We start from the raw sequence: 25,279 nt of genomic DNA on the forward strand, positions 1-25,279 counted from the left end.
TCATTTCAATGACCATTCACGATCTTCAGACCACAGCCATGCACCGAATCGTTATGTTCAAAATATTTACCCAACTCCACCATCATCGCGCCCATACGCTCTTCGGTTGGAAACACGACTCGGTCAATCCCTTCTTCCACAATGGACTGTGCAGTCACCTTCCCTACGGATACAGCAATCACATCCTCACGAAAAGCTTCCAGTAAATCCTCGATTCGATTTTGCTCTCTGGCATATTGGGCCAAAAATCGGATTTGCGGACCACTTGTGAACGTAACAGCATCAACATTACGATGGATAACATCCTCCAGTAACGCCTGCAATTTTGCTTCCTCAGGTGGGATATGCTTATAAGGAAGTACCTGGCGGGTCACTGCCCCCTGCTCGTCCAGCCACTTTACCAACCGTGGAGCTGGATCGCCATGCAGTTGCAACAGTACTTCCTTCCCCTTCAGATCGTATGGGGCGAAAGCTCCTGTCAATCCGATCAAACTTCCGTCCTCGTCTCGTACTGCTGGCGTAAAGCCACGCTTTTTGAGTCCATTGACCGTCTTGTAGCCCCGCGCTGCAATGTTGGAGGATTGCAGCAACTCCATAATCTGCTCGGCAACGCCCATATCCTCTGCCATATCGAGCAGGGCATCCAGCCCCATACCTGTTGTGAAGATGTACCAGTCCGGAGGGTGCTTCACCCACGATACAACAGCGTTGCGCAGCTCGATATCATCCAAAAAAACGGTGCCCTGGGCCGGGCGATGTACTGGCTCACCCCCCATCTTCACAACTAGCAGCGCCATTTCTTCTGCTTTACGGGGACCAGCAAGAGCGACTCTCTTACCTGCCATGCGTTGTGCCATTCTGTTGCCTCCCTTGTAGAAGTCATATTTCTTTCTACCAAGTATACAATCAGAGGGGTAAAAGACAAATAAGAATTACTTTTCCGATAAATACAGTAATCTTATAAGTGGTCGTGTCCTGTTCTGCCTCCATGCTGGCTTTCTTTCTGACTACTGCTATCCCGCTCTCCGTTAAATGCCTTATCATCTCCGCCTCTTCCTTTAGATTTGGATCGGAGCAACATCCATAGCAACAAGGGCATGATAACAAAAAAAATGATCATCACCACGGTCCACTCCCGGCTGAAATCATAAATTTGCACGATATTGGAGAACAGCATAAACGAGCAGACGTAACCTAACAAACCTACGGGCCAAACCATCAGACTCCCCCATGCATGGGCAAACATACGCTTTACCGCCAAACTGGTAACGTACAGATCAACCCCAATCTTCGTAAGAAAGGTCGGTACAGTCAGTGCTGCCACGAACAAGTCGAACCGATCCAGAAAGTCCGTTAGCTGCAATTGACGCACTAGTTCATAGGATGGATAAAATAGCCGGGACAAGATAGGAACACCAATAACCAACTCCGACAGCAACACCAGCATGGTCAGGAATGCGGTTCCGAGCAAATGCCCATACCACGCACTACGCCCATTATAGCTCTTCCCAGAAATCGCAAAGGGAACCATCATGATATCGGCCATATATCCCAGCATGCGCCAGCTGCCCTTGATCACTCCCTCTACTTCCGGATGTAAATAGGGTCTCAGTACCGAAAAATCCATATTACGCCCGAAAAAAAGCGGCATGGTCAGCAGCGTCAGAATCAACAATGGTACAAAAATCTCCCCCATATTGACGATGGTGCTTATTCCGCCTTTGGCCATAAATGCCAGAGTCAAAAGCAAAATAAGAGATACGATAACTATCGGAGTCAGCGGCAAAAGTACAACCTCCACCAAATCCGTGATAATTCTCAAATCCCGTGCAAAAATGATCAGAAATAAAATAAGGTAGACTGCAAGCAGCATACGTCCTAGCACAGGGTGAGAGCTTACCATGGCCTGCATCAGGTCCTGATCAGGAAAACGCCGCTTGAGTCTCAACATCGCCCAAATCGGCAAGCATAGCACGATAGCTGCAATTACACAGGTCCAGTAGGCATGTTGATTCGCGTAATCTGCTGCCTGCGCCGGAGCATGTACAAGGGTAATACCGACCTCCATCAATACACCAAGCAGCACGATTTGTCTGGTTGTGAACTGTCGCATGCAGGTACATCCTCCTTTTGCCCGCAGGCATCCATTACACGATTTACAACGTAGGGGGGAGCCACATGTCAATAAAACGGGCCAGCCATGTAGCCACATAAACAGTGCTCTTCGTTGATGTTCCGTAAATCCAGATACCAATGCTAATGACATACAATACGCGTGAGATCCAGCGATTGACGGCAGGTGCATCCCTAATACTTTTGCGATCAATCAGATACATGAAGAGCATAGCCAGCAATAAAGGTAATAGAAATACTTTATTCATTCTGGATTTGCTCCTTTTTGACCCCGAATGGTTTGGTGACCGCACCGATATTTTCAATATGCACGACCGGATCTATAGTAACCTCCACCTTGGGATACAGTTGATCCCATTGAGGTTTAATCCGTTCCCATTCATCCGGGAGACTCGTAATGATAGCCCGACCCAAACCAAGCACGTCTGAATGATACTTTTGCTGAATCACCCGAACAGCCTCTCCTAGCTCCCTCTTGATTTCCTCAGCAACCTGCCGCTCCAGCCACTTCAAATTTTCCTCATGGGAAATATCGAAATTTGTCTCATTCTCCTTCACATTCCCATTGCAGTTCATATGAACGTTCATGCGAATATCGTTCCCACGAATATATGGCTTGATATGGACATTATTTTCGATGAGATGTACAGATAAATAACCCGTACCTTTGGGAGGAGGGATAAATATTTCTGTCTCCTTGGCTTGCTCCATACCCAAAAGCAGAAACCGACTTAGATGGTTATCTATAATCCCTGTTAACCTGTCTTTGCGAAATACAGCCAGTCCGTCGACCTGAATATTCGTCTTCTTGTCTTTAAGACCAGAGGGCCCGTTCTTTACCAGAGACATCACCGGCACCACCGGGTCAATGCCATCCAGCAGGACGGAATTTATCAGCAGCTTAACAGAACGAGGTTTTTTCATATAGGAATAGTTGAGCTCACGCACCATTTCTGCCGGATATTGCTCAATCGGGGCATCTGCCTGAAGCACTTCCATCGCTGATCCCTTCGTAATAACAACCAGGGAAGACAGACGGTTTTGCGGAATACGCGCCAGTACATCCATCATTTTGTTAATCCCTTCCCGCGCCAGCGTCTCACCGAACAGCAGCACCCGTCGATGGGAGTAATTCAGCGTTCGCGAAACCGCACGCTGTTCCTCGGTGCTTGCTCCCCGGAAGCTTGGGCCTGTTTTGGACTCCAGGTAGTAGGATTTCGTACCACTTGTACCTCCCCCTCCTCCTGTACTGCCCGAAGATCCAAGTTGTCCGGGCAAAGCGATTTGCATCGTTACCCGGTATTGATCGCCTTCTTTATCCAGACCCGTGCCCATCACAAAGGCCACATCGTTCACTTCGCGGCGATCCCAGCATCCTCCCAAAAGAACAGAACAAAGCAGCAAACAACAGAGCACAGCCGCTTTACGTATTTGTTGTGCATCGGATTTGGGCTTCATCACCATCCCTCCTCGGTTGTAGGCGATCCATTCATCTTTTCCTTCGCTCGTTTGTTGTTGTCTTTACCAATCCAGGAAGGACGTTTAGTCATTTTCCACCAAGGCGCACGAACGACGATATCCTTTTGATCCATATGGTTGTACGGGCTATATCCGCTCATATAAGGAACACCAAACGATGTTAGCTTGGTTAGATGCGTAGCAATCAGCGTTGTCGCAATAATGATCCCAAACAATCCGAATAATCCCGCCATCAGCATAATTGGAAATCGTAGCAGACGAACTGTGATGGCAAAGTTAAAACGCGGGATGGTAAACGACGCAATACCTGTGAGCGACACGATAATAACCATCGGTGCCGATACAATCCCCGCTTGTACAGAGGCCTGCCCGATGACGAGCGCTCCAAGGATACTGACAGCCTGACCGACCGTTTTGGGGAGACGAATCCCCGCTTCTCGTAACGCCTCAAAGGAAATTTCCATCATCAGTGCTTCCACCAAAGCGGGGAAAGGGATAGACTCACGTGCTGCCGCAATACTCAAAATAAGCGTCGTCGGCAGCATATCATGATGATAGGTCGTCACCGCTACATATAATGCAGGCAGAAAGAGAGCCAATATGAGAAAAAGAAAACGAATCCAGCGCACCATATTACTGATAAAAAAACGCTCATAATAGTCTTCGCTCGCTTGCATCATCTGCCACATCGTGACTGGCCCAATCAGGGCAAAGGGCGTTCCGTCTACAAAAATAGCAAAACGTCCTTCCAATAATTGCGCAGTGACGGTGTCAGGACGTTCGGTGTATTCCATTTGCGGAAACGGCGAGAACGGATGATCCTCAATCAGTTCCTCAATATATCCAGTCTCCAGAACACCATCAATTTTAATATCGCTAAGCCTTTTTTTAACATCCTCCACCAGCTTCGGATCTATGATCCCTTCAATATAAGTAAGGACGACGCTCGTTTGAGTTTCTGTTCCGATGGTCATGCTGTACATCTTGAGCTTGGAGGTTTTCAGCTTGAAACGTAACAGTGCCGTATTGACGCGAAGTGTCTCTGTGAATCCTTCACGCGGTCCACGAATAACCGATTCGGTCTGCGGTTCCTCCACTCCACGGCGGACGCCCCCCTTGGCGCTAAAAATATACGCACGAGGCGTGCCATCTACGAACAAGGCGGCATTGCCGTCCAGTATCGCTGCCGATACCATCTTCCATTCGTCCATCGTTTTGGTCTGGGACATGGAGATACGAGTTTCATCCAGCGGCTCCAATTTGCCGTTCACTTCAGGGTCCTTGAGCATCATGCCCAGAATGACAGGCCGCAGGATATGATCCTGCAAATCCTCCGATTTTACCGTACCTTCAAAATAAGCCAACAACCCTTTGCGTTCAGGGGAAATCATGAGCTCTCGATAGACGATATCAGAGCAATCCTTGAAAATATCACGCAAAGCAATCAAGTTGTCTTCCACACTGCTACGTAGCGGCTGTTCCAGCCACGAAGACTCAGGCAGTCCTTTAGGCACAATGGAATTTCGTGTTTTGCGGTCTGCGGCTGGAATCGCTCTCCGGCTCCACGGTGGCTTCGGCAACTTGGGAAAGCGCCCTTTCTTCATCGTTATTCCCCCTTTACGAATGAGCGGAACAGATAATATGACATATAGGATGTACCAGCCTGCAAAGGATTATGTATCCAATGAACTCAACATGTTGAACGGATAACAAAAAGACCCTGCAATGATGCAGGGTCTTCGGAAATCCATTATAAATCTGAAAATTTATTATAAAGGAATGATTAATCTCCCCAATACTCCTCGGGATGGTATTCAATCTCAGAACTAGCTTTGAACGTAAGCTCATCTGTCTGATCATGATATTCCACGCTTTCCGGGGTGACGTAATACCAATGCTTCACCACGGGTCCATCGTCTACCGGCGTTACAAAACGAAATACGTTCAACTCCCCGCTATAACGCACAATCGCCTCCGCCGTCTCATGGGGCAGTCCTTGAAGCGTAAAGCGAAACACGCCGTCCGCCGATTCCAAATGGCAATCGAAAACCTGCTTGCGGCTGTCAGCAAAGCTACGTCCCGTGACGGCATGCTTGATCAGCCATGTTTCCTGCTGCGCCATTGTGCGCACCTCCTTTTAGGGCAAATCAATCAACATATAAAAAACAGAATCTTCTGCTTTCAGTGAGAGCTTCGGCTCCTGCTCAATACGAGCGGAATCGCGTCCTTGCAGAATATGTTCACCGTTCACACGCAGCGAGCCTTCGATGACGAATAGGAACACGCGCCGACCCTCGGCCTGTGTGAATTCTACTTGCTCTCCAGGCTGAAGCTTGCTTAAATAAATCGTTAAATCCTGGTTGATTGCAGCTATTTCACCCTCCGTGCCTGGTACGCGCTTTCCGGCAACGACAGGCAGAAGCTGACCGTGAAGACGCTCAGGATTGAACGCTGTAGCCTCATATGACGGTTTCAGGCCTCTCGTATGCGGGCTAAACCACAATTGCAGTAGACTGACATCCTCCGTTTGTGAAGCGTTGTGCTCCGTATGAATGATGCCGTGGCCCGCTGACATTCGCTGAATGCCTCCAAAACGGGTCACCGCTACATGTCCACGGTTGTCTTCATGACGCAGTTCCCCATACAGCACAATCGAAACAATCTCCATATCACTGTGCGGATGCGCCCCAAAGCCCCGTCCCGGTGTGATGACATCGTCATTACAGACACGCATAGGACCAAACGCTGTATTGTTCTCATCCTGATACTCCGCGAATGAAAAGCTGTGACTCCCCCGCAGCCAGCCCTTATCGAAGCTGAATCGGGAAGCCGCCGGATATATTGTAAACATAATAGCCCTCCTTCAGGAAGAAAAATGAGATCAAATCCCTCTCATTGTAACCGAGCCCAAGCGATAAAGCTACGCCTCTGTCTGAGTGATAATCTCATCTATAAAAGACTGCAAAGTACTGGTAACAAAGGCTTCCTTACGCCGGATAAACACCGTTGTTACTTCATTGTACGGCTCAGGCATCGCATGACCGCATACAAGGCCTTGACCCACCAGCCCGCTGATCGAAGATTCGGGAAAAACAGTCATTCCAATACCAGCCGCCACGCTGCCGATAATTGTCTCAAATGTCCCAAACTCCATAATCTGCTTGGGAATAATCCCCTCCATCTTGAGCCAAGTTTCCAGCCGTCCCCGGTAGCCGCAACCTTTTTTATACAGCAGGAGTGGACGGGTTGTAAGATCCTCAACAGAAAAGTCATCTCCTTGGGATACGAGGACCAGTTTTTCCTGAAATACATCAAACTGTTCAATGAGCGGATGCTTAACCGGCCCGGTCACAAAAGCTCCATCCAGCCGCATTTCTGCGACCTCCTGCACTAGAGACTCTGTAACCCCTGCCTTGAGGGACAACTCGACATCCGGGTACTTGCTATAGTAAGCATGTAAAATGGCCGGGAGGGCAATGACAGTCTCCACAATGCCAATCTCCAGCACCCCCGAAGGTGCAGAGGTATTCTGAAACGCATGTTTCATTTCCTCGAATTGCGATAAAATGCTTTTCGTATATTGCAGCAGACGCTTGCCCTCGGCATTGAGGATCATTCCCCGCTTATGTCTATTAAATAAAGGCGTTTGCAGTTCCTTTTCGAGCAGCTTGATTCTGGCCGTTACATTGGACTGGACATAGCTAAGCTCGGCTGCAGCCTTGCTGACACTGCCATGCGCAGCCACCGTCTGGAAAATGTTTAAATCGTTCAGATCCACTACTGCTCCCCCTTATTGTGAAGGACAAGGGGCCATCAAAATTGACGCGCCTTGTCACTTATTATCATTTTAAATGATCATAATGTTTATTTTCAATCATTTTACCAACAGCTTCCTATCCTTTATGATGTGTCCATAAGATATGTCCGCTGAGACCGGCAAGGAGGAGCTTTTGTACACCATGAACAGACAAATCATGACCGGATCTTTATTATGCCTAATCGCCAGTATGTCCTGGGGAGCGATGTTTCCGGTTTCGCACATTGCATTACAACACATCAATCCACTGTACTTTTCATTTTTGCGCTATTTATCGGTTACACTCATTTTAGTCGTGCTATTGTGGCTCAAAGAGGGACGGACAGCATTTCGCTTTGAGGGCAAGGGCAAGACGTTGTTATTCTTCGGAACCATGGGATTCACCATTTATAATATGGCCGTTTTCCAAGGACAGCACGCGATGGGGGCAGCAGGTACTCTGGTAGCCTCTATAATGGAAGTGCTAATGCCGATGATTTCCATTGCGATGGTGTGGATCATGACCCGGAAAATGCCTCCGAAATATACACTAATCAGCATGGTGATTGCGCTGGCTGGGGCTTTACTTGTGATCACGAACGGAAAATGGACCTTTTTCACACTTGCCGGACAACATTTACTGCCGCTGCTGCTTATTTTCGTAGGCGTCGTCGGATGGGTCGTATATTCCATGGGAGGCAGCCATTTTGCAGGATGGTCTACTCTTCGGTATTCAACCCTAACCTGCCTGCTCGGAACTCTCGTCTCCTTCGTAGTCGTCACATTTGCCTCTGCTTTCAACTGGGTTGTGGTGCCGGACTGGCAGGCTGTGTGGTCAGTTAAATACGAAATGAGCTTTATGATCCTGCTTCCAGGGCTAGCTGCCCTGCTTAGCTGGAATGCCGGAATCCGAAAGCTGTCTCCACTGAACGGAATTCTATTTATTAACTTTGTACCGATTACCACGCTGGTACTCATGTACTTCCAAGGTTATGCTATTAGCCGTTTTGAACTATATGGGACAGTGCTAGTCATTTTCGCACTGATTCTGAACAATATGTTTCAGAGAAGTTCGCTGCGTCCTTCCGACAGCTCACGGGATGTCAGTTTCCGTCTGGATCGCCGCAAGTCCTTCCAACGTTAACTTCTAACCCTGCAAACCAAAAATTATGCTAAAGACATTAAAAAGCGCCTGGATACAGAGTACAATCTCCTGTATCCGGGCGCTTTTTATTATTTTAAGATTTTCCTTCAACCTGAAACCGTCCAACCAGTTCGCGTAGCTCCTCTGCCATTTGGCTCAGGTCCGCTGTAGATGAAGCAATTTCCTCGATAGAAGCGAGCTGTTGCTCAGCTGCCGCTGAGATCGACTCGGTGTTGCTCGCTGCCTCGTCCGAAATGTGGGAAATATCGCTCATAATATCTACGACACCTACAGTCCCCCGTGCCATTTCCTGAGTCACTCCGGTAATGTCATTGATATGCTCCATAGCTCGTTCCACGGCTTGGCTGATTTCCGCAAAGGATTGCTCAGACGTGGTTACCGAATCAATGCCTTCCGTCACCCGTGTCCGCGCTTGATGCATAGCACCCAGAGCATGATTCATATCCACCTGCATCGCTTCAATGCGCTCCGAGATCAAAGTAGCCGACTTCGCTGATTCCTCAGCTAGCTTACGCACCTCCGTAGCGACCACGGCAAATCCCTTACCATGATCCCCAGCGCGTGCGGCCTCTATGGACGCATTCAGAGCTAACAGATTGGTCTGTTTAGCGATACCGGATATAACGCTGATAATATTCACGATTTCACCGGAGCGCTCATTGAGGGAGTCCATGGCCTGTCCGAGATCGTTAACGGTCTCGTCGATGTCATGCATCTTCTGTACAGCCTGCGTAGCAGCCTTGCTACCTTCCTGAGCCGACTCGGCGTTCATCTTCACATGTTCAGATACGCCCACCATACGCTCGGATACGTTCGCTGCTTGCTGAGCAAGCTCCTCCATATGTACAGAACCGTGCTTGACGCTCTGCACCTGACGTTCGCTGCCCACAGCTACTTCCTGGATAGCAATGGTGACATGCTCAATCGCTTGGGTCGTCTGATCTGCACCCGCAGCCAGCTCCTCCGCTGAAGAACTTACCCGATCTGTCGTTTCGTGTACGCTTCGAATCATCGTGCGCAAACTATCGACCATAGTTTGGAAGTGAGAAGACAATTCGCCTACCTCATCCGTTTTTCCAGTTTCCAAATCGCCCGTCAAATCTCCTTCACTGATTCGTTCAGCTGATTTTTGCAGCTTACGAATCGGTACCAGAACAGAACGGGTGATCAGGAAAATCGCGATAAGCGCAATCACCAATGAGGCAGCCAACACAAAAATGGTTACATAACGCATGGCAGCGGTGGCATCACTAATCTCGGATTGATAGAAGGTACCTGCTATTTTCCAGCCGGTATCTTTATTCGTTACATAGTTCAGGTACTTCTCTTGGCCTTCATACACATATGTATACTGCCCGCTCTGCGCAGCATACATATCATTTATAAAGCTTGCATCAAGAGATGTACCCGGCTTAGCCGTAGGGTGGACTACAAATTTTTTCGTATGATCCAAAATGATGATATACCCCTCCTGGCCGACTTTGATGGAGGCCAGTTTGCGTACACTTTCCAGATTTAGAGAAATCCCGATAACCCCGGACTGGTCGGAAAGCGTCTGAGATACCACCACAACAGGAATACCCGATGAATTGATGATAACAGGGGTGATCGCTACCTTACCGGGTTGCTTCATCGCTTCGATGTACCATGGCCGTGTGCGAGGATCAAATGTCCCTTCGTCCTCCTTGGGCACCCCCCGAATCATCAGCCCGTCCGGTGTTCCAACAAAAATATCCGTCGCATCTTCGTGCAAGCCCTTGTATTGAATCAGTTTGGGCTGAATCAATGGGCTGTTTCGACCATCTATCATTGAGGCGTCCAGACGCTCCGCCAAATACTTCGCATCTTTAATTTTACTGGCGATTGCGTATTCAATAATCGAGTTAGCCGTCGCTACACCCTGATTTGCACTGCTGTAGAGCTGTTTTTCCATAGCATTATATGATGATTTATAGGTCGCAATGGAAATACTTAAGCTCGGAATCAGCAAAACAAGCAAAAAGCCTAAACTTAGCTTGTTCCTGAGTGTCCATATAGTTTTTCTCTTTCGCGTTGTTCCCATGTTTTTTCCCCTTTGCTCATAAAACGATATATTTGAATTACATTCAGTGTTAGTTATATCGGTTGAAAGTAACAAATGATTTACAATAAAATTTCACAAAGGAGAAAAACAAAAACCGCGCCCTATGAGACTAAGGACGCGGTTATATGAACATTTAGACCTGTACGTTACTGTTTTCAGCCTTTTTACGGCCAAATAACTGATCCACTGCCAGAAAACGTCCACCGACAAGCGCTTGCTGAAGGCTGGTGAACAGAATCAGCAGATCAAATTCAATCGAGCCAAAAGGCTGTCCTTTTTTAGCGGTTAGCAATACACCGATCATAACGATGGTCAATGCCGCCCCAGCCAGTCGTGTTCCGATACCCAGAACCAGTGCAATACCCCCAACCAGCTCAACCGTGGCGACCACAGGAGCCATCCAACCAGGGAGTCCGATGCTTTGGAAGAAACCAGAGGTTCCGTCTAATCCCTGAAACTTTTGTGCACCGTGAACGATAAAAATAACCCCTGTAAAGATTCGTACCAACAACAATCCAATATTCATAAGCGTTTGATTCATTTGCTCATCTCCTTTTAAGTTGTATAAAAATTCTGTAACAAACTACATAGTGTAGTGTAATGCACATCGAGAATCGGGAGCGCGAAAGGCGCCACCCGTAGGAAACATTTCTTGTCCAACTAGATTAGCGCCAGTGCGAACATAAGTGTCAGCATCACTAGCACATAGCTGGAAAACATAATCGAACGCCAAGGCATTTGAATGACAGGTTCTTGCTGAGGGTCTAAAATACGTGAGATACGATAATTAATGGACGTTTCTGCAAACGAGGAACAAGCGGCGGAGTTTACCAGGCGAGTATTGGCAGGCGTCATACTCAGAAGCTTGAGCAATGCGCTCCCAATCCCAACTGGTGAACCAGCTCGATGAATCGCTTCGTTATCAGCCAAAATTTCACGGGCCGTCTTATAATGATTGGTAATGTGACGCAGCACCGGCAAGTAAAATAGCTGTTTAGCACACACTTGCAGCAACCAGGTCTTCAACGGATCATAATGTTTCATATGATAGGCTTCATGGTATATGACCGCTTCTTCCTCGTGCTTGTCCAGTACGGACAATAGTGCAGAGGACAATACAATACGTGGCTTCCATAATCCCATGGTGAAGGCGGCTGGCTTGGCATAATCAATGACCCATATCCGATCGATCCCGAGTTCACGATATCGCTCACCCAGTGCTTCGGTCAGCGCCAGGTCACGCATTCGGTGCAGTCTGCGAAAAGCTGCCCTGGTAGCCATACACTGTCTGACTGCTTCTCCTCCGGCGATAGTGAAGGTAACGAGAACCAGCCCGCTGAGCGCATCCACCATGTAGCCGATTCCGTAGTGTTGCAACAAGCTTCTGCATATTTGAAACACGTTATAATTCAATTTCCAGCCGAAAACATGCTGCCCGGCGTACATACCCATCTGTATAAGGGCGAAACCCGAAATCAAGGCGCCTGCTGTAAACAGTAATTTAGAACGTGTTTTCCACATCGTCTACATATCCTTTTTCCATTGTTTAATTTTTTGTTCCAGACGTTCGATCAACTTCGGATCGGCCACCTCCAGAGCATCAATCATATGATTGACAGCAAGCGGACCAAATTCATCCACCAATTCGTGACTCAGTCCCTTGGATTGCTCATCCATGAACTCATCCCTGCTTAATACTGGACGATATAAGGACGTTCTCCCACGTATACTCTTACTCAGTATTCCCTTTTCCACTAAACGGTTCATCACGGTCATTACCGTATTGAAGTTAAAGTCCCGATCCCCCTCCAACGCGGTCTGCACTTCTTTGATACTCCGATCCGAAGTGGACCATAAAATATCCATAATTTTGGCTTCCAGAGGTCCGAAAAATCGGTTAAGCCCGGTTTCGCCAGCTTTAAAATTCAGTCGTTTCATAAGAAGCACCTCACACTACCGATTGTAGTGTATATATCCGGATAAAGTCAACCGTCACACCTAATGTCAGTTTCTTCATGGAATCATATACAAACCGCCGAATGTCTCCATCCGGCGGAAATTCATCGGTATTCATAGCTTTTAGTTCAATCTGCCAATCTGTATCCTACACCTCTTACGGTTGCAATATATTCAGGTTCCGCAGGTCGATCATCCAGCTTCTTGCGCAAACTTTTGACATGCACATCTACAACGTTGCTGCCTCCTACAAAATCCGTCTCCCAGATATCGTGCATCATTTGCTCGCGGGAGATCACTTTGCCTTGAGCATCAATCAGCTTCAGCAGCAAATCGTATTCTGTTTTAGTCAGATTCAATTGACTCTCTTCTTTATATACCAGCATTTTATCTCGGTCAATCCAGATGTCCTTGAATACCGTACGACGGCTGGCTTGCGCGGCCTGACGGGAAGTTGCAGGATGGCGTACAATCATCCGTTCAATGTCATGCACCATATGATTGGAAGCCAGCGGCCACACCAGCACCTCTTCTGAAGGGAGCAGCTCATGCGCATGTACAGACACCCGATCCTGAACCACATACATAACCGGTGTGTCTTTCATATGTTCTACCTCGAGACGATTGCGGATATCCAGTAATTCACTCTGTGGTTCGGTGGCGGTCAAATCGTAAATCAACAGATCGCTTCCCAGATGACGCTGCACTTCAGGCTCCCAGCGATGAAAAACCATCACATCAAAACACGCATCTGACAACGTACGCACCAACCCATGAACTACACCCGGTACCGAACTGATCAGAATGATACGACGTGTAGTCGGACAATACAAAGGCTCATTGGAAGGAACAGTCTGCACCGTAGGTGTAGAGGGAGCTGCTAACATCGATGTCCAACTGCCCTTCACCCGTCTAGGCATGTCAGCCACTTTGAAACGATTCGTTATTTGATTCGCTTGCTTTGACATTCCTTACACACTCCTCCGAATACGACATGGGCATGGGCTATATTATACCCCGTTTCATGCGCAACCGTGTCAATCCAATCATGTGGGACTTCACTCATCACTTCATCTACTCGGCCGCATACCTGACAAATAATATGCTGATGATCGTCCATCCGTCCATCATAACGACTAGCAGCTTCCCCCAACTTCAATTCACGGATTAGTTCCTTATCCGTCAAATAACGTAGGGAATTATATACTGTTCCATAGGCCAGATTATATCCGCGCTCCATCAACCGATTCATAACATCGGCCGCAGTAGGATGATCGTGGGCTTCACGAACCACATCATATACCGCTTGGCGCTGCGAAGTTAAATTTAAAGTTCTCATACCGCATCTCCCTTAACCAACGCAGATTATATTAATTACAAACTTACAATCACAATAAAGATCAATTTAGAATAAGTATAAATCTTAATTTATTTCAAGTCAATGGGATCGGATAAATTGAACGGCTTTGCAACACAATGTATACATGGTACATCTCAGCCCATACACATCGGAGGAATATTTTATGAAAATACTATGGATATTCACCCTCTTTATGATACTTATGCTCGGCACCAATCTGCTAGTGAACTGGCTATTCGGTACTCATACCCCATGGGAGCCCATGGCATTGGCTTTTAGTACTATGCGTCCATCCGAATATATCGTCTTGTCAGGAATGCTGCTCGTATTCTTTGTGACCGTGGCAAAAAAACAAATTGAGTACGGATTTCGCTTCCTTTTTTCACGATGGTCCCGTTTTCTGAAAGTTTCCGCTTCTTCCTCGGGTTCTAACTCTGCTTCGATGCAAAAGAGCGGCCAAAAAGAGCAGCAAGGGAAAGATGTAAACAAATAACGGATGAATATAAATAAACGATAATCGTCCAAAAGCAAGGTGCTCAATCATGCTGGGTGTTTGTACCTGTGACCACAGTAAGACAATGATCCCGACAAAAAGCAGTGTTTTCCGGTAGGGGAGGTTAAAAATATCGGAGATCCCGAGCACCGCAGCATAGAAGAACAGGGCAATTTTAAAAAAATCGCCGATAATCATCGTCATCAGAACAATCACATCCAGACGCTGTAAATATTCTGAAAACTGTACATTCCCAAATGTGCTGAGTAAAGGAAAGATGGAGCGCTGTGCAATGTCAGTGCCCATAACAGCCACATTTAGTATTGCGGCTTCAGCTAAAACGAGACCACCTACGATAATGCCCGCATAGCCTGTTCTGGCCATCTGCGACGTTTTTTCCAAATGGGGCACGAACATCATAAAACAAATCATTTCTGCGTATGGAAATGCCAAATGTTCCCGAATGGCTGAATGAAGCACAGATTTAAAGCCATGCTCCATCACCGGCGTCAGCTCATGCAAATGAATGCTGTCCGATAAAATCAACAGTACATTCCCCACAAAAATGACGGTCACCACTGCAATAAGCATTATTTGTCCTGTTCGAGCTAATACTTCAAATCCTAACCAAAGGACATACATTACGCACAAAACCATAAGGAAGGCAACGACCAGGTTGGGCGTTTGCTCCAGTACGGAAATACGAATCAGCTCTGTCTCATCGCGCAAATTCCCACCTGTTAGAAATAAAAAAAACAAAATATATAATACTCCCATGACTGTTCCACATGTATGACCGACCAATTCGCTAGCATAGGTTGTGAGAGGCTTACCAGGGAACGTTTCAGCTGTGTAGCAGTACATTCGGAACAATACCATACCCAGAATCATAGCAACGAGTTGAATAATCCATGTGTCCCGCTGCATATAACTATCCATATTAATGGTGACTGCGTTCCCAATCAGAAAATGAAACATAAGAATGAGCAGTTGTCCGGTGCTGATGTATGTTTTGTTTTCAAGACGATGACTCACGAGGCATACCCCTTTCTTTTTTTGTTGCGGATCTTTTTCAGCCATGACACCATAAGCAACAAGAAAGGAAAAAACACAGCAAATACCGGAAACATCCATTTCAGTACAAACTCGCCTGTTGCAAGATGTTCTTGATAACCTTGGGTCATCAACACGCAAGAAACAAGCATGATAAGCCCAAACGGCAGGATCAGTTTATGGTACGAAACACGCAATACATCTTCAGCAGCCTTAACCGCTGCATAATAGAAAATAAAAATTTTAAAAAAATCAAAAATAATGACAGTCATGACCCCAATTACATCCACTCTATCGACGAAATCTGATATTTCGACCTTGCTGATCATAGAAAGCAGCGGGTAAGTGGCCCGTTTGAATACGTCCTCCCCAAGCACAACCACATTTGACAGTGTAACAAAAGACAGGATCGCGCCTCCCAACAATACAGCGGTGATCCCAACCCCGTTGGCACGGTAGCTTTTCTTTAATGTGGGAAGGATCATCGCAAACGTGACCATCTCACCGTATGGCAACATCAAGGCTTGTGAATAGACAACCTCCCATATCGGCTGCCAGCCATGCTGGGCAATAGGAAATATATTGCTCATATGAACAATACCTGACAATAAAATCATGATATTCGTAGCGCAGCCCAGCAGCAGCAGCAAGAATAACAGCATAAGTCCCGTCCGGCCTGCGACCTCAATTCCCAAATGCATCACATACATGACAAGACCAATCATCAGGACACAGACGATAGTTAACGGCGTATGCTGTAATGTCCGATCGGCAATCAGTATTCCAGTATCTCGAAGATCGCGTGCTCCGCCGTAAAGAAAAAACACAATATATAAAAAGGCAAGCACGCTCCCAGCAGTTTTGCCTAGGAGCACCTTGCAGTACTGTGTCATGAGCAGGTCGGGAAAGTGGCGGTGAAGGCTGCCGTAGCATAGAAAAAGTAGGGCTCCCAAACCTGTGGCGATAAGAATAGCAATCCACGCATCCTTGCCCGCATCTCTTCCGGGAATAGACATCATGGACGTCCCCAACTCAAACAGCATCATCAGGGAAATCATCTCTTTTGCGTCGATTTGTATCTTTTTCAATGCCTTCCCTCCTTTCCCGATTTCACTAATTGGACTCTCCCTTCGAATAAGGGTTAGTCCGTGACTGTGTATGCTTCAGTACCGAAGTCACCTGAACACGAACGGTGCTTTCTGCAAAATAGCGGTTCCATTCAGGTGAGAGTTTTTTCCACTGTTCAGGATGGCTTTTCTCCAGTGCATGGCCTAGGCCGAGTACATCACTACGGCTACGCTGAACCTCCTTAACCGTTGAAGTAATCACTTTTTTTGTTTCCTCTCCCCACTGTTTCTGCAAGCTATACATAACCTCTGGACTTTTTAAATCAATCGAGCACTCGGCTTCCTGAATCGTCCCGGTCTGCTCCAAATTAATAACAAAAACCGGCTTCCCTTGCTCGATCAGACTGTGTACATGAGTTTTAGAATACAAGGTTTCGATTCCAATGATTTCACCTTTTTTGCCGCAGCTCAACGCGGTTTCAGCACTTTTCACCTTGTTATTCACCATAGATAGTCCCAACGCTTGGTCATCGTCCAGCCATTGGATGAGACGATCCTTCTGGAACACTCCCATACCCTTGATGCTAACAATCGCTTCGGGCAAAATACTATCCACGTTAGCCTTAAGGCGGGCCTGCTCCAAATTACCTTCTACTTCTACACCAGTAAGGACAGGGCCACTACCTTTATTGGACATACTCCGGATAACATCGTCTAGACTCACTGCGTAATCCCCGGCGTACATACGCTGGGACGCTTCCAGCTTACCCGAGATATCATTAGCAGGAATACGACCGATTGCAGTCATGGATGCCAGTACGTTCTTGGCCGTTTCACCGCGTGCTACCAGCATTTTCATCGTTAGTCGGGGCTCCGCAGCCCTTTCCAAATAATCCAACGTATCCCCGATACCACGTCGAGCCAGCTTTTCTCCAAAAACGACAATCCTCGCATGGGCCAGAGAAACTACCCGCGGAATCTTCTGTGAAGCTTTGCGAATTACTTGAAAAAGGTTGCTTCCCTTTTGCTGATACAGCACGACTGGGGTATTTCCTCGGGCCTTAGCCCCGGCAATTTCATCCGCTACGATAATCTGTAGGGAAACCTCATAATCCGATTCCCCATCCGCATCAATGCCTATAGCCGCGACTACTGCCCGCTGGTTCAACTCCACTGAATCCCAGCAGCCAGAGAGAAGCGGCATGACTAGTAGCCCCACCAAACTCAGCACCCATATTCTCCATTTAAAGGTTACTGCGCTTCGTTCACTCCCCTTCTCCAGATGCACCCTGAGCGCCCCCCTCCCGCATCGGTGAAGTTTTATCGGAAGGGGAAATCCCGCTTCCATCCTTCATTCGTGTCTGATTCGTTGATGTAATACTTTTAGGACGTTTCCGCATCATCCAAAACGGCATTCGCAATACGGCATCCTTTTGACTCTCCAGCACAAAAGGACTGAAAGGGGCCATGTAGGGCACCCCAAAGGAGCGAAGGCTGTTCATATGAGCGATCAGCGCAATGAGCCCCAATGTAATGCCATACAGTCCCATAAATGCAGCCAGCACCATAAAAACAAACCGGAACAGTCTCCCGGCTACCGCCATGTTATATGTCGGAATCGCGTAGCTGGCAATCCCCGTCAGCGCTACTACAATCGTGAGCAGCGGAGTGACAATTCCAGCCTCCACAGCCGCTTGTCCCAATACAAGCGCACCGATAACGGATACCGTTTGTCCGCCCACACGGGGCATTCGAATACCTGCTTCTCGCAAGATTTCAAAGGTGATTTCCAGAATAAACGCCTCCAGAAATGCCGGAAAAGGAACGGATTCCCGCTGCGCTAGTATGCTGATGAGCAGTGGGGTTGGTATCATTTCATAATGATAAGTGGTTAAAGCGATGTAGAGAGAAGGCCCCAAAATCAGAATAATAAAGCTGATATATCGGATGAGTCGGACGACAGTCGCCATGTCGTAACGTTCCGAATAATCGGAAGAACTTTGAAAAAATTGAGCAAATACAGTAGGCATCACCAGTACAAATGGATTTCCATCCACAATGAGTGCCACCCGACCCTCCATAATGTTGCTGCTAATTGTATCTGGTCTTTCTGAGTTGTAAATTGTCGGAAATGGTGTGAGATTTTGATCCTGTATCATCTCTTCTACCATGCCTGACTCAAATATGGCGTCAATATTGATGGCTTTTATCCGTTCGCGAACTTCATCTACAACACTTGAATCTGCAATATTCTTCATATATAGTATGGCCACATTCGTGAGGGACGTACTTCCCACTTTGAACATCTCCATCGTAAGATCGGAGCTTTTAATCCGCCGACGTACAAGAGAGATGTTCGTGAACAGGGATTCCACAAATCCGTCCTTCGGCCCCTGGACGACAGACTGTGTGGAGGGCTCGTTAACCGCCCGCGTCTCTCCTCCACGTGTGCCGCATGCGATGGTTTTTATACAGCCTTCCAGTAAAATGATCGTATCTCCCATCAAGAGTTGTTCCATCATGGAATTCCAATCATCGCACTCCTTCACTTCACCCAGTTCCAGCGCGTGAGCCTGTATTTGATTGTAAAGCTCTTCTGCACTTTCCACCTCAGCAGCCACCTCGGCAGATGGGCGGCTAAGCAATGATTTCATGACGAGTTCATTCACCGTATCCGTCTTGACCATACTATCTAGAAATACAATAGCGGCGGGCACATCCGCCTTTAGTCCGACATTAAAACGACGAATCAAGAAGTCTGGGCTGTTTGACGTCGACTCCTTAATTTGCTGCAAGTTGGTATCCACATGAGCCTCGATCTTTAAAGAACGTGAAGAATTTTCATTATTCTTGTCCGCACCCGACTTTTTATTATGTTTGCGATAGGGATAGCGAATCATGAGCAAACCTCATCTCCAGTAAGGCAGCAATAGATACCGCCCATTTTTCCTTATTCTTGTATCTTTGGAGTATGCTCAATCTATTCCCAGTTATGCACCAAACACGTGAACGAAACGTTATAAGCGCATTAGCGTAATAAATTTCAATAAATTCTTCATTTTCAAGCTTAATGTCAGTTTTTTTGATAAAATGAAGAAATATGCCTCTCGGGAGGGTTAGCATCTTGTTCAGTACGTTTTTTGTAAATACCTGTATCCTTGTCACCTTTTTGTACATAACTGGCCTCATATCACAAAGATATAAAATCCGTTTGCACACCTTGAAGCGTAAGATACATTGGATCGGAGGCGCCCTTTTTGGGTGCTATGGCATTGTTATGATGTACTATTCAATTCCAGTAGGATTTAATACGATTGCTGATCTTCGTCATTTGGCCATCGTAGCTACCGCAACGTACATCGGCGCCCCAGCAGCACTCATGGCTACCCTGTTTATATGTGTAGGTAGATTATTACTGTTTGGTATCAACACTCAAGCCATTGTAGGCGCTATTTTTATGATGCTCGTTGGCCTGGGGTGCGCTTTGCTGTCACATCTGTCCTGGTCACGTTTACCCAAGCTGATCATTATGAACGTTTTTGCTTTGGGCATTATATTCTGTTCCCTTACGATTAATTTGAAAAATGTTGATGATGTTCTGCACGTTTATCCACTCCAATTCTTCATTTCCATGGTCGGCGGGTGTCTGCTGTATCTCATTGCTGAATCTATCAACACATCCAATGAGCTATTACTTCGTCTGGAGCATACCTCCTACACAGACCATCTCACTAATTTAAGCAACAGAAGACAGCTTGAGTTCTCATTGGAAGAGAAGCTCCCTCAAGCTCGCCAACGTCATGAGCACTTATCTGTACTGGTGTTGGATATTGATCACTTCAAGGAAGTCAACGACACCTATGGGCATGCGGCAGGAGATGCAGTGCTGCGCCAGCTTGGGCAGATTTTAATGGAAAAATGTCGTCCTAATGATGTAGTCACCCGCAGCGGAGGGGAAGAATTCACCGTGCTTTTGCCGAATTGTGCTTTTCGGCAAGCGTTGCGCATAGCTAATCAAATTCTTAGTGGAGTAAATCAGCACGAGTTTATTTTAGCGGACGGTCTTGTTCTCAAGGTCACGGTGTCCATCGGCGTGACGACTTTTCCTGGTACCGGGGAAGATATGTCCGGGGCAGCCCTGTTAGAGCAGGCAGATAAAGCACTATACGAAGCTAAAAATGCAGGACGTAACCGGGTTTGCTCATATGAAATATAATTTGAGACATGACCATTTCATAGAAATAGCCGATACAACCCTCTCTTGAGAGTCGTATCGGCTATTATCATTTTGAATGAAAATGTGTTAATCCCTCTGGGAAGGAGACTTGGCATCCTTATCTTCATTATGATTGCATTTTCCCACCACGAGTGATGTACGATTGGCAAGCGAAGCCAGCGTATGGGACCCCCATACTTCCAGCATACGTCGTTCGCTCTCGGCTAAAATTTCGGATACGGCTATCGCCAACTCCTCACAAAAAGGATTGGTTTCCGGTTCATGCATCATACCCGGGAAAATCGGATCACATATTTCAATGGCGTGGTATATATCGGCAAGTGTAATATGGTCGGCCGAACGGGTAAGCACATAGCCTCCCTCACGACCTTCGCGTGCTGCAATCAAATCTGCCTGTACAAGTCGCGTCAGCACCCTGCGCACCAAAGTGACTTCGCAGTCAATGGAACGGGCAATAGAACCGCTGGCACAGAGTTCTCCGTGCTTTTCCAAATAGACAAGCGCCTTTACCGCCACCCCAAGCCACTTGGGCGTTGCGGTGCGTAGTCGTTTTTCACTATTCAAATGAGATGACACCCCTAAGCTGTAGAAACTTCGTTGAATGCATTGTACGTGATGTCAGAAGTAAGTTCAAGCCTGAAAGCCGGAATCCTCTGTAGCATTAGCGCCCAATGTAAAATGAGCTAGCCGCACTTCCCCGCTCAACAACAGGTATACATCGCGTGTGCCAGAGACTGAATGTACCGCTTCCGAAAGCGTAACCCATGCTTGCGCCCCTCCTGTATTGCCCACGTTCACACGTGCCACAGCTTCGCTGTCCGGTGCATCCAAACGCAGCTCAATTGTAGCATCGCTACTGTTGCCTGACACGCGGCACTGAAGCTCGACCACACTCACCGCATCGATGTCTACGCCATGAAAGGCAATCCAACCGGAACGTTGAGGTGTGCGCGGACGTACACAGGCCTCCCTTTGCTCCTTGCTTTCATCCAGTACGATGTCGGAGCAATCATCAAAGTTTTCAGCGCGGATACTTCGTCCGGCTTGGCGTGGTGGAATAACTTCGCCACGAACGTACACAGGGTGCTCTAACCGGATATCCGCTGAGGAAGCGCCTGCCAGCAGTGTATATTCGCCCGATTCAACGCAATAGCAATCCCGTGTAACATCCCAAATCGCCCAATCCTTCATCCGAATCGTAAAGGAAACCGTTCGCGTCTCACCTGCCTCTAAGCGAATACGTTGAAAACCGCACAATGTCTTCAATGGTCGCTTTACTCGTGAGGCACCAGGCCGTACATAGAGTTGTACAACCTCTTCACCAGCAGCTACGCCCCTATTTGTCACCTCTACCCACACCTGGAGCGTATCCACGGCATCCAGTGCAGCAATAGATTTTACGCTATCCTTTGGGGCATCCGTACGCAGGTCATTATATTCAAAAGGCGAATACGTCAATCCATGGCCAAACGGATACAAGGATTCACCTTCAAAATATTGATAGGTACGACCACCACGAATAATATCGTAATCTTTGATGTCGCCTAATTGATCCTCGCTCTGAACCCAGGTCATGTTCAAACGCCCCGCTGGCGCGTAGTCTCCAAATAACACATCCGCTATTGCTGTACCCTGCTCTTGTCCCGCATGAGACGTGTATACGATCGCTGGAATATGCTCCTGAACCCAAGGGATGGCAAATGGATAGCTGCCCGTCAGAACCACAATCGTATTCGGATTGACGCGATACACTTCCTCGATAAGCCGTTGCTGGGAAGCTGGCAGTTCCAAGCCTGGGCGGTCATTCTCTTCCTTTCCATTGATGAGCGGGTGATTTCCAACAAATACAATTGCTGTATCTGCCGCTTGCGCAGCGGCTATCGCTTCCGCTAAACCATCTGACACCGTCTCTACCTGGAATGTTTGGCTCTGTCCTGAAACTGTCGAGGCTGTCGGGGCGTTACTTTCTACAGCGTTAAGTGCAGATTTTTCAGCCTCCCCTACCTTTAATGAGCCCTCCGTTCCGGCAATCACTGGTTTGCCATTCCATGTTGTCCACAGATGCTCTCCTTGTCCAACAGGAGTCAGCCCAAAGACCTCTTTGACATACCAGCCATACGCTTCATCAGCTGTCACACGGAGCGTTTCCTCATCACTCGTCACGTAAGTACCCAGATGCTCATCATGTAACGTCACACTGCCATAGCCCCAATCCGTCATGGTCAATACCGTGGGCTCTCCATCCTGGGATAGGCGCATCTCACCAGAAGAATCAACTGCGAGCTTCGCTCCATCATTCGCCGCCGTCAAGGTCACGCGATTCTTGGCATCACGGTACACGACGCGTTCCTTTGCGTCCTCACCTTCCAGTTTGGCACGAATCGCCTCCAGCGGTGTAACCCGGTAGGGCAGCGTACCGGAATACCAGTCGCGGTACACCTCATTGCCATGCGTACCAATGACCGCTACTTTGCCGCACCGGGCAGGGTTCAAAGGCAAGAGTTCATGCTCATTTTTAAGCAATACGATCTGCTCCCTCGCCGCACGCAACGACAATTCACGGGCTTGCTCTGTCAGGAGAGCTTCCTCTCCGATTGAGGCATAAGGATTGTCTGCCGCCGGATCAAATTCCCCCAAACGAAAACGGACACGGAACGTATGGAACAATGCCCGATCCAAGTCTTCTTCTTGTAGCGTTCCTTGCGCCAAGGCTTCACGAATCGCCTGTTTGGAGAGTTCCGCATCATCTGTAATGCTGTCAATTCCCGCCCGAATAGATTCGGCCACGCCAGGCGTATGGGAATCGTAATACTGATGATCGTTGACAATCCCCATGACATCACCCGCATCACTTACGACAAAGCCGTCCATCCCCCATTCGCCCCTGACAATATCGTTAACCCCATGATATAACGTAGCGGGCGTTCCATTAATCAGGTTGTAAGAAGTCATCATCGACTGGGCTCCGCCTTCTGTAAAAGGCTTCTCAAAGGCTCTTAGGTAATATTCTCGCAGGTTTCGTGGGTCTATACTGGAGGAGCCACTTCCCCGATCCACTTCATTGTTGTTACCCAGAAAATGTTTTAAAGTGGCAACCGCTTTCAAATATACCGGATGATCCCCCTGTATCCCCTTGACTAACTCCTTTGACAACTCTCCCGTCAAATACGGATCTTCGCCGTAAGCTTCCTCATTGCGTCCCCATCTCGGGTCACGCTCCATATCCACCGTAGGTGCCCACAGGGTCAGACCGTTTAATTTGGGATCACGGCGATAGTAAACACGTGCCTCATCTGCGATAACAGAGCCGATTTGGCGCATTAATTCCGTATCCCAAGTACATGCCAATCCTACAGGCTGAGGAAATGAAGTCGCCTCACCTAACCACGCTATCCCGTGTGCCGCTTCCGTACCGTGCTTGTAAGCTGCGACTCCCAATCGGTCAATGGCCGGCTGGTATTGCAACATGGATTCAACCTTTTCCTCCAAGGTTAGTCGCGAAACGAGATCCCGTACACGCTCATCCAGATGAATCTTCGGATCTTGAAATAAATATTCGATACCCGTTGTTTCATGACTCATATCCGTCATCTCCTTAGCTTAATTAAGATGATAAAAAGTACTTTCATGAAAGCGTTTTAATATATCATAGCTAAAAAGGAGTACCCCGGCAACAATACCGAAAACATCCTATACTGGATGAAAGAGAGACCACAGCATAAAGACAAAAAAAGTTGTATTTTACCTTCAATATACAAAGCTAAAAATAATATTTTTTGGTATAATCAGGATATATCATTGAAGGAGGAAGAGCTAATGAAAAATACCGGAATGACAAGGCCTCTGGATCAATTGGGGCGGATCGTACTCCCTAAGGAAATGCGCACCACAATGGATATCAATATCGGTGATTCACTTGAATTTTTCGTAGATGAAGAAGGATTTGTATTAAGAAAATACACGGGTGTCTCCTGCAAATTTTGCGGCGCGGTGGATCATTTAACTTATTTTCGGGACAGCTTTATTTGCGCAGAGTGCATCCAGATATTAAAGAACGATGAAAATGTGCATGCCACAAGCACCGATGCTATCCAGGCTCAAGAACATTCCAAGCCGACCCGAACCAACACAACCTGGCAGCCCAAGCAATCTAGAGTGCAGCAAGGTGAAATGGTAAAAAAGCTACGCAAGCTGATTCAGGAACACCCGAACCTGCCACAAAAAGTGTATGCCGAAATGCTAGATATTTCCCAAGGCCGGGTGTCCCAGTTGAAAAAGCTACTCTAAAACTTCTCAAAACAATATCCCAAGATCATATACTATGTACTCGCAAGCCTATCATTTTCATCGCAACTACGATGGCCAGATATAGAGTAAGGTGCATATCCGCGGATGTGTCCCTTACTCTATATCTGGCTTTTTTATATCGCCCACTCCTATCAATGTGACAATAGTCA

General features: G+C 47.3%; 25 protein-coding genes. 4 read left to right on the forward strand and 21 right to left on the reverse strand.

Annotation, left to right across the window (positions count from 1 at the left end):
• Positions 1 to 5: 5 nt before the first annotated feature.
• The 8 genes from KAI36_RS24970 to KAI36_RS25005 all read right to left on the reverse strand — a co-directional run bounded on the left by KAI36_RS24970 (position 6) and on the right by KAI36_RS25005 (position 7,390).
• Positions 6 to 857, reverse strand: coding sequence for a uroporphyrinogen-III synthase (locus KAI36_RS24970; protein WP_220026288.1), 852 nt, complete (start codon positions 855 to 857; stop codon positions 6 to 8).
• 101 nt (positions 858 to 958) lie between these two features.
• Complete coding sequence (locus tag KAI36_RS24975; RefSeq protein WP_220026289.1) at positions 959 to 2,113, reverse strand: GerAB/ArcD/ProY family transporter; 1,155 nt, start codon at positions 2,111 to 2,113, stop codon at positions 959 to 961.
• A gap of 43 nt (positions 2,114 to 2,156) precedes the next feature.
• Positions 2,157 to 2,381: a hypothetical protein gene (locus KAI36_RS24980; RefSeq protein ID WP_025720145.1), complete on the reverse strand. Its 225-nt coding sequence runs from the start codon at positions 2,379 to 2,381 to the stop codon at positions 2,157 to 2,159.
• Positions 2,374 to 3,591: a Ger(x)C family spore germination protein gene (locus KAI36_RS24985; protein ID WP_220026290.1), complete on the reverse strand. Its 1,218-nt coding sequence runs from the start codon at positions 3,589 to 3,591 to the stop codon at positions 2,374 to 2,376. The genes KAI36_RS24980 and KAI36_RS24985 overlap by 8 nt, the downstream gene beginning before the upstream one ends.
• The gene (locus KAI36_RS24990) at positions 3,591 to 5,216 is read right to left on the reverse strand and encodes a spore germination protein (protein ID WP_220026291.1); all 1,626 of its coding nucleotides are present in this window, start codon (positions 5,214 to 5,216) and stop codon (positions 3,591 to 3,593) included. The genes KAI36_RS24985 and KAI36_RS24990 overlap by 1 nt, the downstream gene beginning before the upstream one ends.
• Before the next feature lie 179 nt (positions 5,217 to 5,395).
• Entirely contained in the window at positions 5,396 to 5,734 is a 339-nt protein-coding gene (locus KAI36_RS24995) for a hypothetical protein (protein ID WP_028540747.1), read from the reverse strand.
• 15 nt (positions 5,735 to 5,749) lie between these two features.
• Positions 5,750 to 6,463: a pirin family protein gene (locus KAI36_RS25000; protein ID WP_023990801.1), complete on the reverse strand. Its 714-nt coding sequence runs from the start codon at positions 6,461 to 6,463 to the stop codon at positions 5,750 to 5,752.
• 69 nt (positions 6,464 to 6,532) lie between these two features.
• On the reverse strand, positions 6,533 to 7,390 hold the full coding sequence (locus KAI36_RS25005; RefSeq protein ID WP_025720347.1) for a LysR family transcriptional regulator: 858 nt from the start codon (positions 7,388 to 7,390) through the stop codon (positions 6,533 to 6,535).
• A gap of 181 nt (positions 7,391 to 7,571) precedes the next feature.
• Between KAI36_RS25005 and KAI36_RS25010 the strand changes: the two genes are divergently transcribed.
• On the forward strand, positions 7,572 to 8,552 hold the full coding sequence (locus KAI36_RS25010; RefSeq protein WP_258296554.1) for a DMT family transporter: 981 nt from the start codon (positions 7,572 to 7,574) through the stop codon (positions 8,550 to 8,552).
• A gap of 94 nt (positions 8,553 to 8,646) precedes the next feature.
• Here the strand turns inward: KAI36_RS25010 and KAI36_RS25015 are convergent, their stop codons facing one another.
• The 7 genes from KAI36_RS25015 to KAI36_RS25040 form a co-directional block, all read right to left on the reverse strand.
• The gene (locus tag KAI36_RS25015; RefSeq protein ID WP_220026293.1) at positions 8,647 to 10,635 is read right to left on the reverse strand and encodes a methyl-accepting chemotaxis protein; all 1,989 of its coding nucleotides are present in this window, start codon (positions 10,633 to 10,635) and stop codon (positions 8,647 to 8,649) included.
• Between the two features lie 154 nt (positions 10,636 to 10,789).
• Positions 10,790 to 11,197: a DoxX family protein gene (locus KAI36_RS25020; protein ID WP_028540751.1), complete on the reverse strand. Its 408-nt coding sequence runs from the start codon at positions 11,195 to 11,197 to the stop codon at positions 10,790 to 10,792.
• Between the two features lie 119 nt (positions 11,198 to 11,316).
• Positions 11,317 to 12,177: a M56 family metallopeptidase gene (locus KAI36_RS25025; protein WP_220026294.1), complete on the reverse strand. Its 861-nt coding sequence runs from the start codon at positions 12,175 to 12,177 to the stop codon at positions 11,317 to 11,319.
• A gap of 3 nt (positions 12,178 to 12,180) precedes the next feature.
• Complete coding sequence (locus KAI36_RS25030; protein ID WP_023990807.1) at positions 12,181 to 12,594, reverse strand: BlaI/MecI/CopY family transcriptional regulator; 414 nt, start codon at positions 12,592 to 12,594, stop codon at positions 12,181 to 12,183.
• Between the two features lie 10 nt (positions 12,595 to 12,604).
• Entirely contained in the window at positions 12,605 to 12,730 is a 126-nt protein-coding gene (locus KAI36_RS27515) for a hypothetical protein (RefSeq protein WP_256703601.1), read from the reverse strand.
• 10 nt (positions 12,731 to 12,740) lie between these two features.
• Positions 12,741 to 13,580: a response regulator transcription factor gene (locus KAI36_RS25035; RefSeq protein ID WP_025720336.1), complete on the reverse strand. Its 840-nt coding sequence runs from the start codon at positions 13,578 to 13,580 to the stop codon at positions 12,741 to 12,743.
• Positions 13,556 to 13,951 carry a Fur family transcriptional regulator gene (locus tag KAI36_RS25040; protein ID WP_025720334.1) on the reverse strand — a complete coding sequence of 132 codons (396 nt, stop codon included), beginning with the start codon at positions 13,949 to 13,951 and terminating at the stop codon, positions 13,556 to 13,558. Before KAI36_RS25040 ends, KAI36_RS25035 begins: the two co-directional genes overlap by 25 nt.
• 184 nt (positions 13,952 to 14,135) lie before the next feature.
• Here KAI36_RS25040 and KAI36_RS27765 point away from each other — a divergent pair, with 184 nt between their 5' ends.
• Positions 14,136 to 14,465 carry a YczF family membrane protein gene (locus KAI36_RS27765; RefSeq protein WP_071558103.1) on the forward strand — a complete coding sequence of 110 codons (330 nt, stop codon included), beginning with the start codon at positions 14,136 to 14,138 and terminating at the stop codon, positions 14,463 to 14,465.
• On the opposite strand, the gene KAI36_RS25045 is transcribed toward KAI36_RS27765, so the two are convergent.
• Genes KAI36_RS25045 through KAI36_RS25060 form a run of 4 tightly spaced genes read right to left on the reverse strand, consistent with a single transcriptional unit; the run spans position 14,355 to position 19,485 of the window.
• On the reverse strand, positions 14,355 to 15,500 hold the full coding sequence (locus KAI36_RS25045) for a GerAB/ArcD/ProY family transporter (protein ID WP_025720332.1): 1,146 nt from the start codon (positions 15,498 to 15,500) through the stop codon (positions 14,355 to 14,357). The two genes, KAI36_RS27765 and KAI36_RS25045, sit on opposite strands and share 111 nt — an antisense overlap.
• The gene (locus KAI36_RS25050; RefSeq protein WP_025720329.1) at positions 15,497 to 16,606 is read right to left on the reverse strand and encodes a GerAB/ArcD/ProY family transporter; all 1,110 of its coding nucleotides are present in this window, start codon (positions 16,604 to 16,606) and stop codon (positions 15,497 to 15,499) included. Before KAI36_RS25050 ends, KAI36_RS25045 begins: the two co-directional genes overlap by 4 nt.
• A 25-nt stretch (positions 16,607 to 16,631) precedes the next feature.
• A complete protein-coding gene (locus KAI36_RS25055; RefSeq protein WP_258382223.1) occupies positions 16,632 to 17,873 on the reverse strand; it encodes a Ger(x)C family spore germination protein in 1,242 nt (413 codons plus the stop codon).
• Positions 17,851 to 19,485, reverse strand: coding sequence for a spore germination protein (locus tag KAI36_RS25060; protein ID WP_220026295.1), 1,635 nt, complete (start codon positions 19,483 to 19,485; stop codon positions 17,851 to 17,853). The genes KAI36_RS25055 and KAI36_RS25060 overlap by 23 nt, the downstream gene beginning before the upstream one ends.
• 224 nt (positions 19,486 to 19,709) lie before the next feature.
• Here KAI36_RS25060 and KAI36_RS25065 point away from each other — a divergent pair, with 224 nt between their 5' ends.
• A complete protein-coding gene (locus KAI36_RS25065) occupies positions 19,710 to 20,801 on the forward strand; it encodes a GGDEF domain-containing protein (RefSeq protein ID WP_025720322.1) in 1,092 nt (363 codons plus the stop codon).
• Positions 20,802 to 20,888: 87 nt separating this feature from the next.
• Here the strand turns inward: KAI36_RS25065 and KAI36_RS25070 are convergent, their stop codons facing one another.
• Entirely contained in the window at positions 20,889 to 21,386 is a 498-nt protein-coding gene (locus KAI36_RS25070) for an Rrf2 family transcriptional regulator (RefSeq protein WP_025720321.1), read from the reverse strand.
• 66 nt (positions 21,387 to 21,452) lie between these two features.
• Entirely contained in the window at positions 21,453 to 24,404 is a 2,952-nt protein-coding gene (locus KAI36_RS25075) for a glycoside hydrolase family 3 protein (RefSeq protein ID WP_220026296.1), read from the reverse strand.
• Between the two features lie 234 nt (positions 24,405 to 24,638).
• Between KAI36_RS25075 and KAI36_RS25080 the strand changes: the two genes are divergently transcribed.
• Positions 24,639 to 25,109 carry an AbrB/MazE/SpoVT family DNA-binding domain-containing protein gene (locus KAI36_RS25080; protein ID WP_220026297.1) on the forward strand — a complete coding sequence of 157 codons (471 nt, stop codon included), beginning with the start codon at positions 24,639 to 24,641 and terminating at the stop codon, positions 25,107 to 25,109.
• Positions 25,110 to 25,279: the final 170 nt, after the last annotated feature.

The sequence above is a fragment of the Paenibacillus sp. S02 genome (assembly GCF_019454065.1).
Classification (GTDB): Bacteria; Bacillota; Bacilli; order Paenibacillales; family Paenibacillaceae; genus Paenibacillus; species Paenibacillus polymyxa_B.

Coding starts and splice junctions, on each gene's coding strand:
- KAI36_RS24970 (WP_220026288.1), bottom strand. CDS start 857: ATGGCACAACGCATGGCAGGTAAGAGAGTCGCTCTTGCTGGTCCCCGT.
- KAI36_RS24975 (WP_220026289.1), bottom strand. CDS start 2,113: ATGCGACAGTTCACAACCAGACAAATCGTGCTGCTTGGTGTATTGATG.
- KAI36_RS24980 (WP_025720145.1), bottom strand. CDS start 2,381: ATGAATAAAGTATTTCTATTACCTTTATTGCTGGCTATGCTCTTCATG.
- KAI36_RS24985 (WP_220026290.1), bottom strand. CDS start 3,591: ATGAAGCCCAAATCCGATGCACAACAAATACGTAAAGCGGCTGTGCTC.
- KAI36_RS24990 (WP_220026291.1), bottom strand. CDS start 5,216: ATGAAGAAAGGGCGCTTTCCCAAGTTGCCGAAGCCACCGTGGAGCCGG.
- KAI36_RS24995 (WP_028540747.1), bottom strand. CDS start 5,734: ATGGCGCAGCAGGAAACATGGCTGATCAAGCATGCCGTCACGGGACGT.
- KAI36_RS25000 (WP_023990801.1), bottom strand. CDS start 6,463: ATGTTTACAATATATCCGGCGGCTTCCCGATTCAGCTTCGATAAGGGC.
- KAI36_RS25010 (WP_258296554.1), top strand. CDS start 7,572: ATGAACAGACAAATCATGACCGGATCTTTATTATGCCTAATCGCCAGT.
- KAI36_RS25015 (WP_220026293.1), bottom strand. CDS start 10,635: ATGGGAACAACGCGAAAGAGAAAAACTATATGGACACTCAGGAACAAG.
- KAI36_RS25020 (WP_028540751.1), bottom strand. CDS start 11,197: ATGAATCAAACGCTTATGAATATTGGATTGTTGTTGGTACGAATCTTT.
- KAI36_RS25025 (WP_220026294.1), bottom strand. CDS start 12,177: ATGTGGAAAACACGTTCTAAATTACTGTTTACAGCAGGCGCCTTGATT.
- KAI36_RS25030 (WP_023990807.1), bottom strand. CDS start 12,594: ATGAAACGACTGAATTTTAAAGCTGGCGAAACCGGGCTTAACCGATTT.
- KAI36_RS27515 (WP_256703601.1), bottom strand. CDS start 12,730: ATGAATACCGATGAATTTCCGCCGGATGGAGACATTCGGCGGTTTGTA.
- KAI36_RS25035 (WP_025720336.1), bottom strand. CDS start 13,580: ATGTCAAAGCAAGCGAATCAAATAACGAATCGTTTCAAAGTGGCTGAC.
- KAI36_RS25040 (WP_025720334.1), bottom strand. CDS start 13,951: ATGAGAACTTTAAATTTAACTTCGCAGCGCCAAGCGGTATATGATGTG.
- KAI36_RS27765 (WP_071558103.1), top strand. CDS start 14,136: ATGAAAATACTATGGATATTCACCCTCTTTATGATACTTATGCTCGGC.
- KAI36_RS25060 (WP_220026295.1), bottom strand. CDS start 19,485: ATGATTCGCTATCCCTATCGCAAACATAATAAAAAGTCGGGTGCGGAC.
- KAI36_RS25075 (WP_220026296.1), bottom strand. CDS start 24,404: ATGAGTCATGAAACAACGGGTATCGAATATTTATTTCAAGATCCGAAG.
- KAI36_RS25080 (WP_220026297.1), top strand. CDS start 24,639: ATGAAAAATACCGGAATGACAAGGCCTCTGGATCAATTGGGGCGGATC.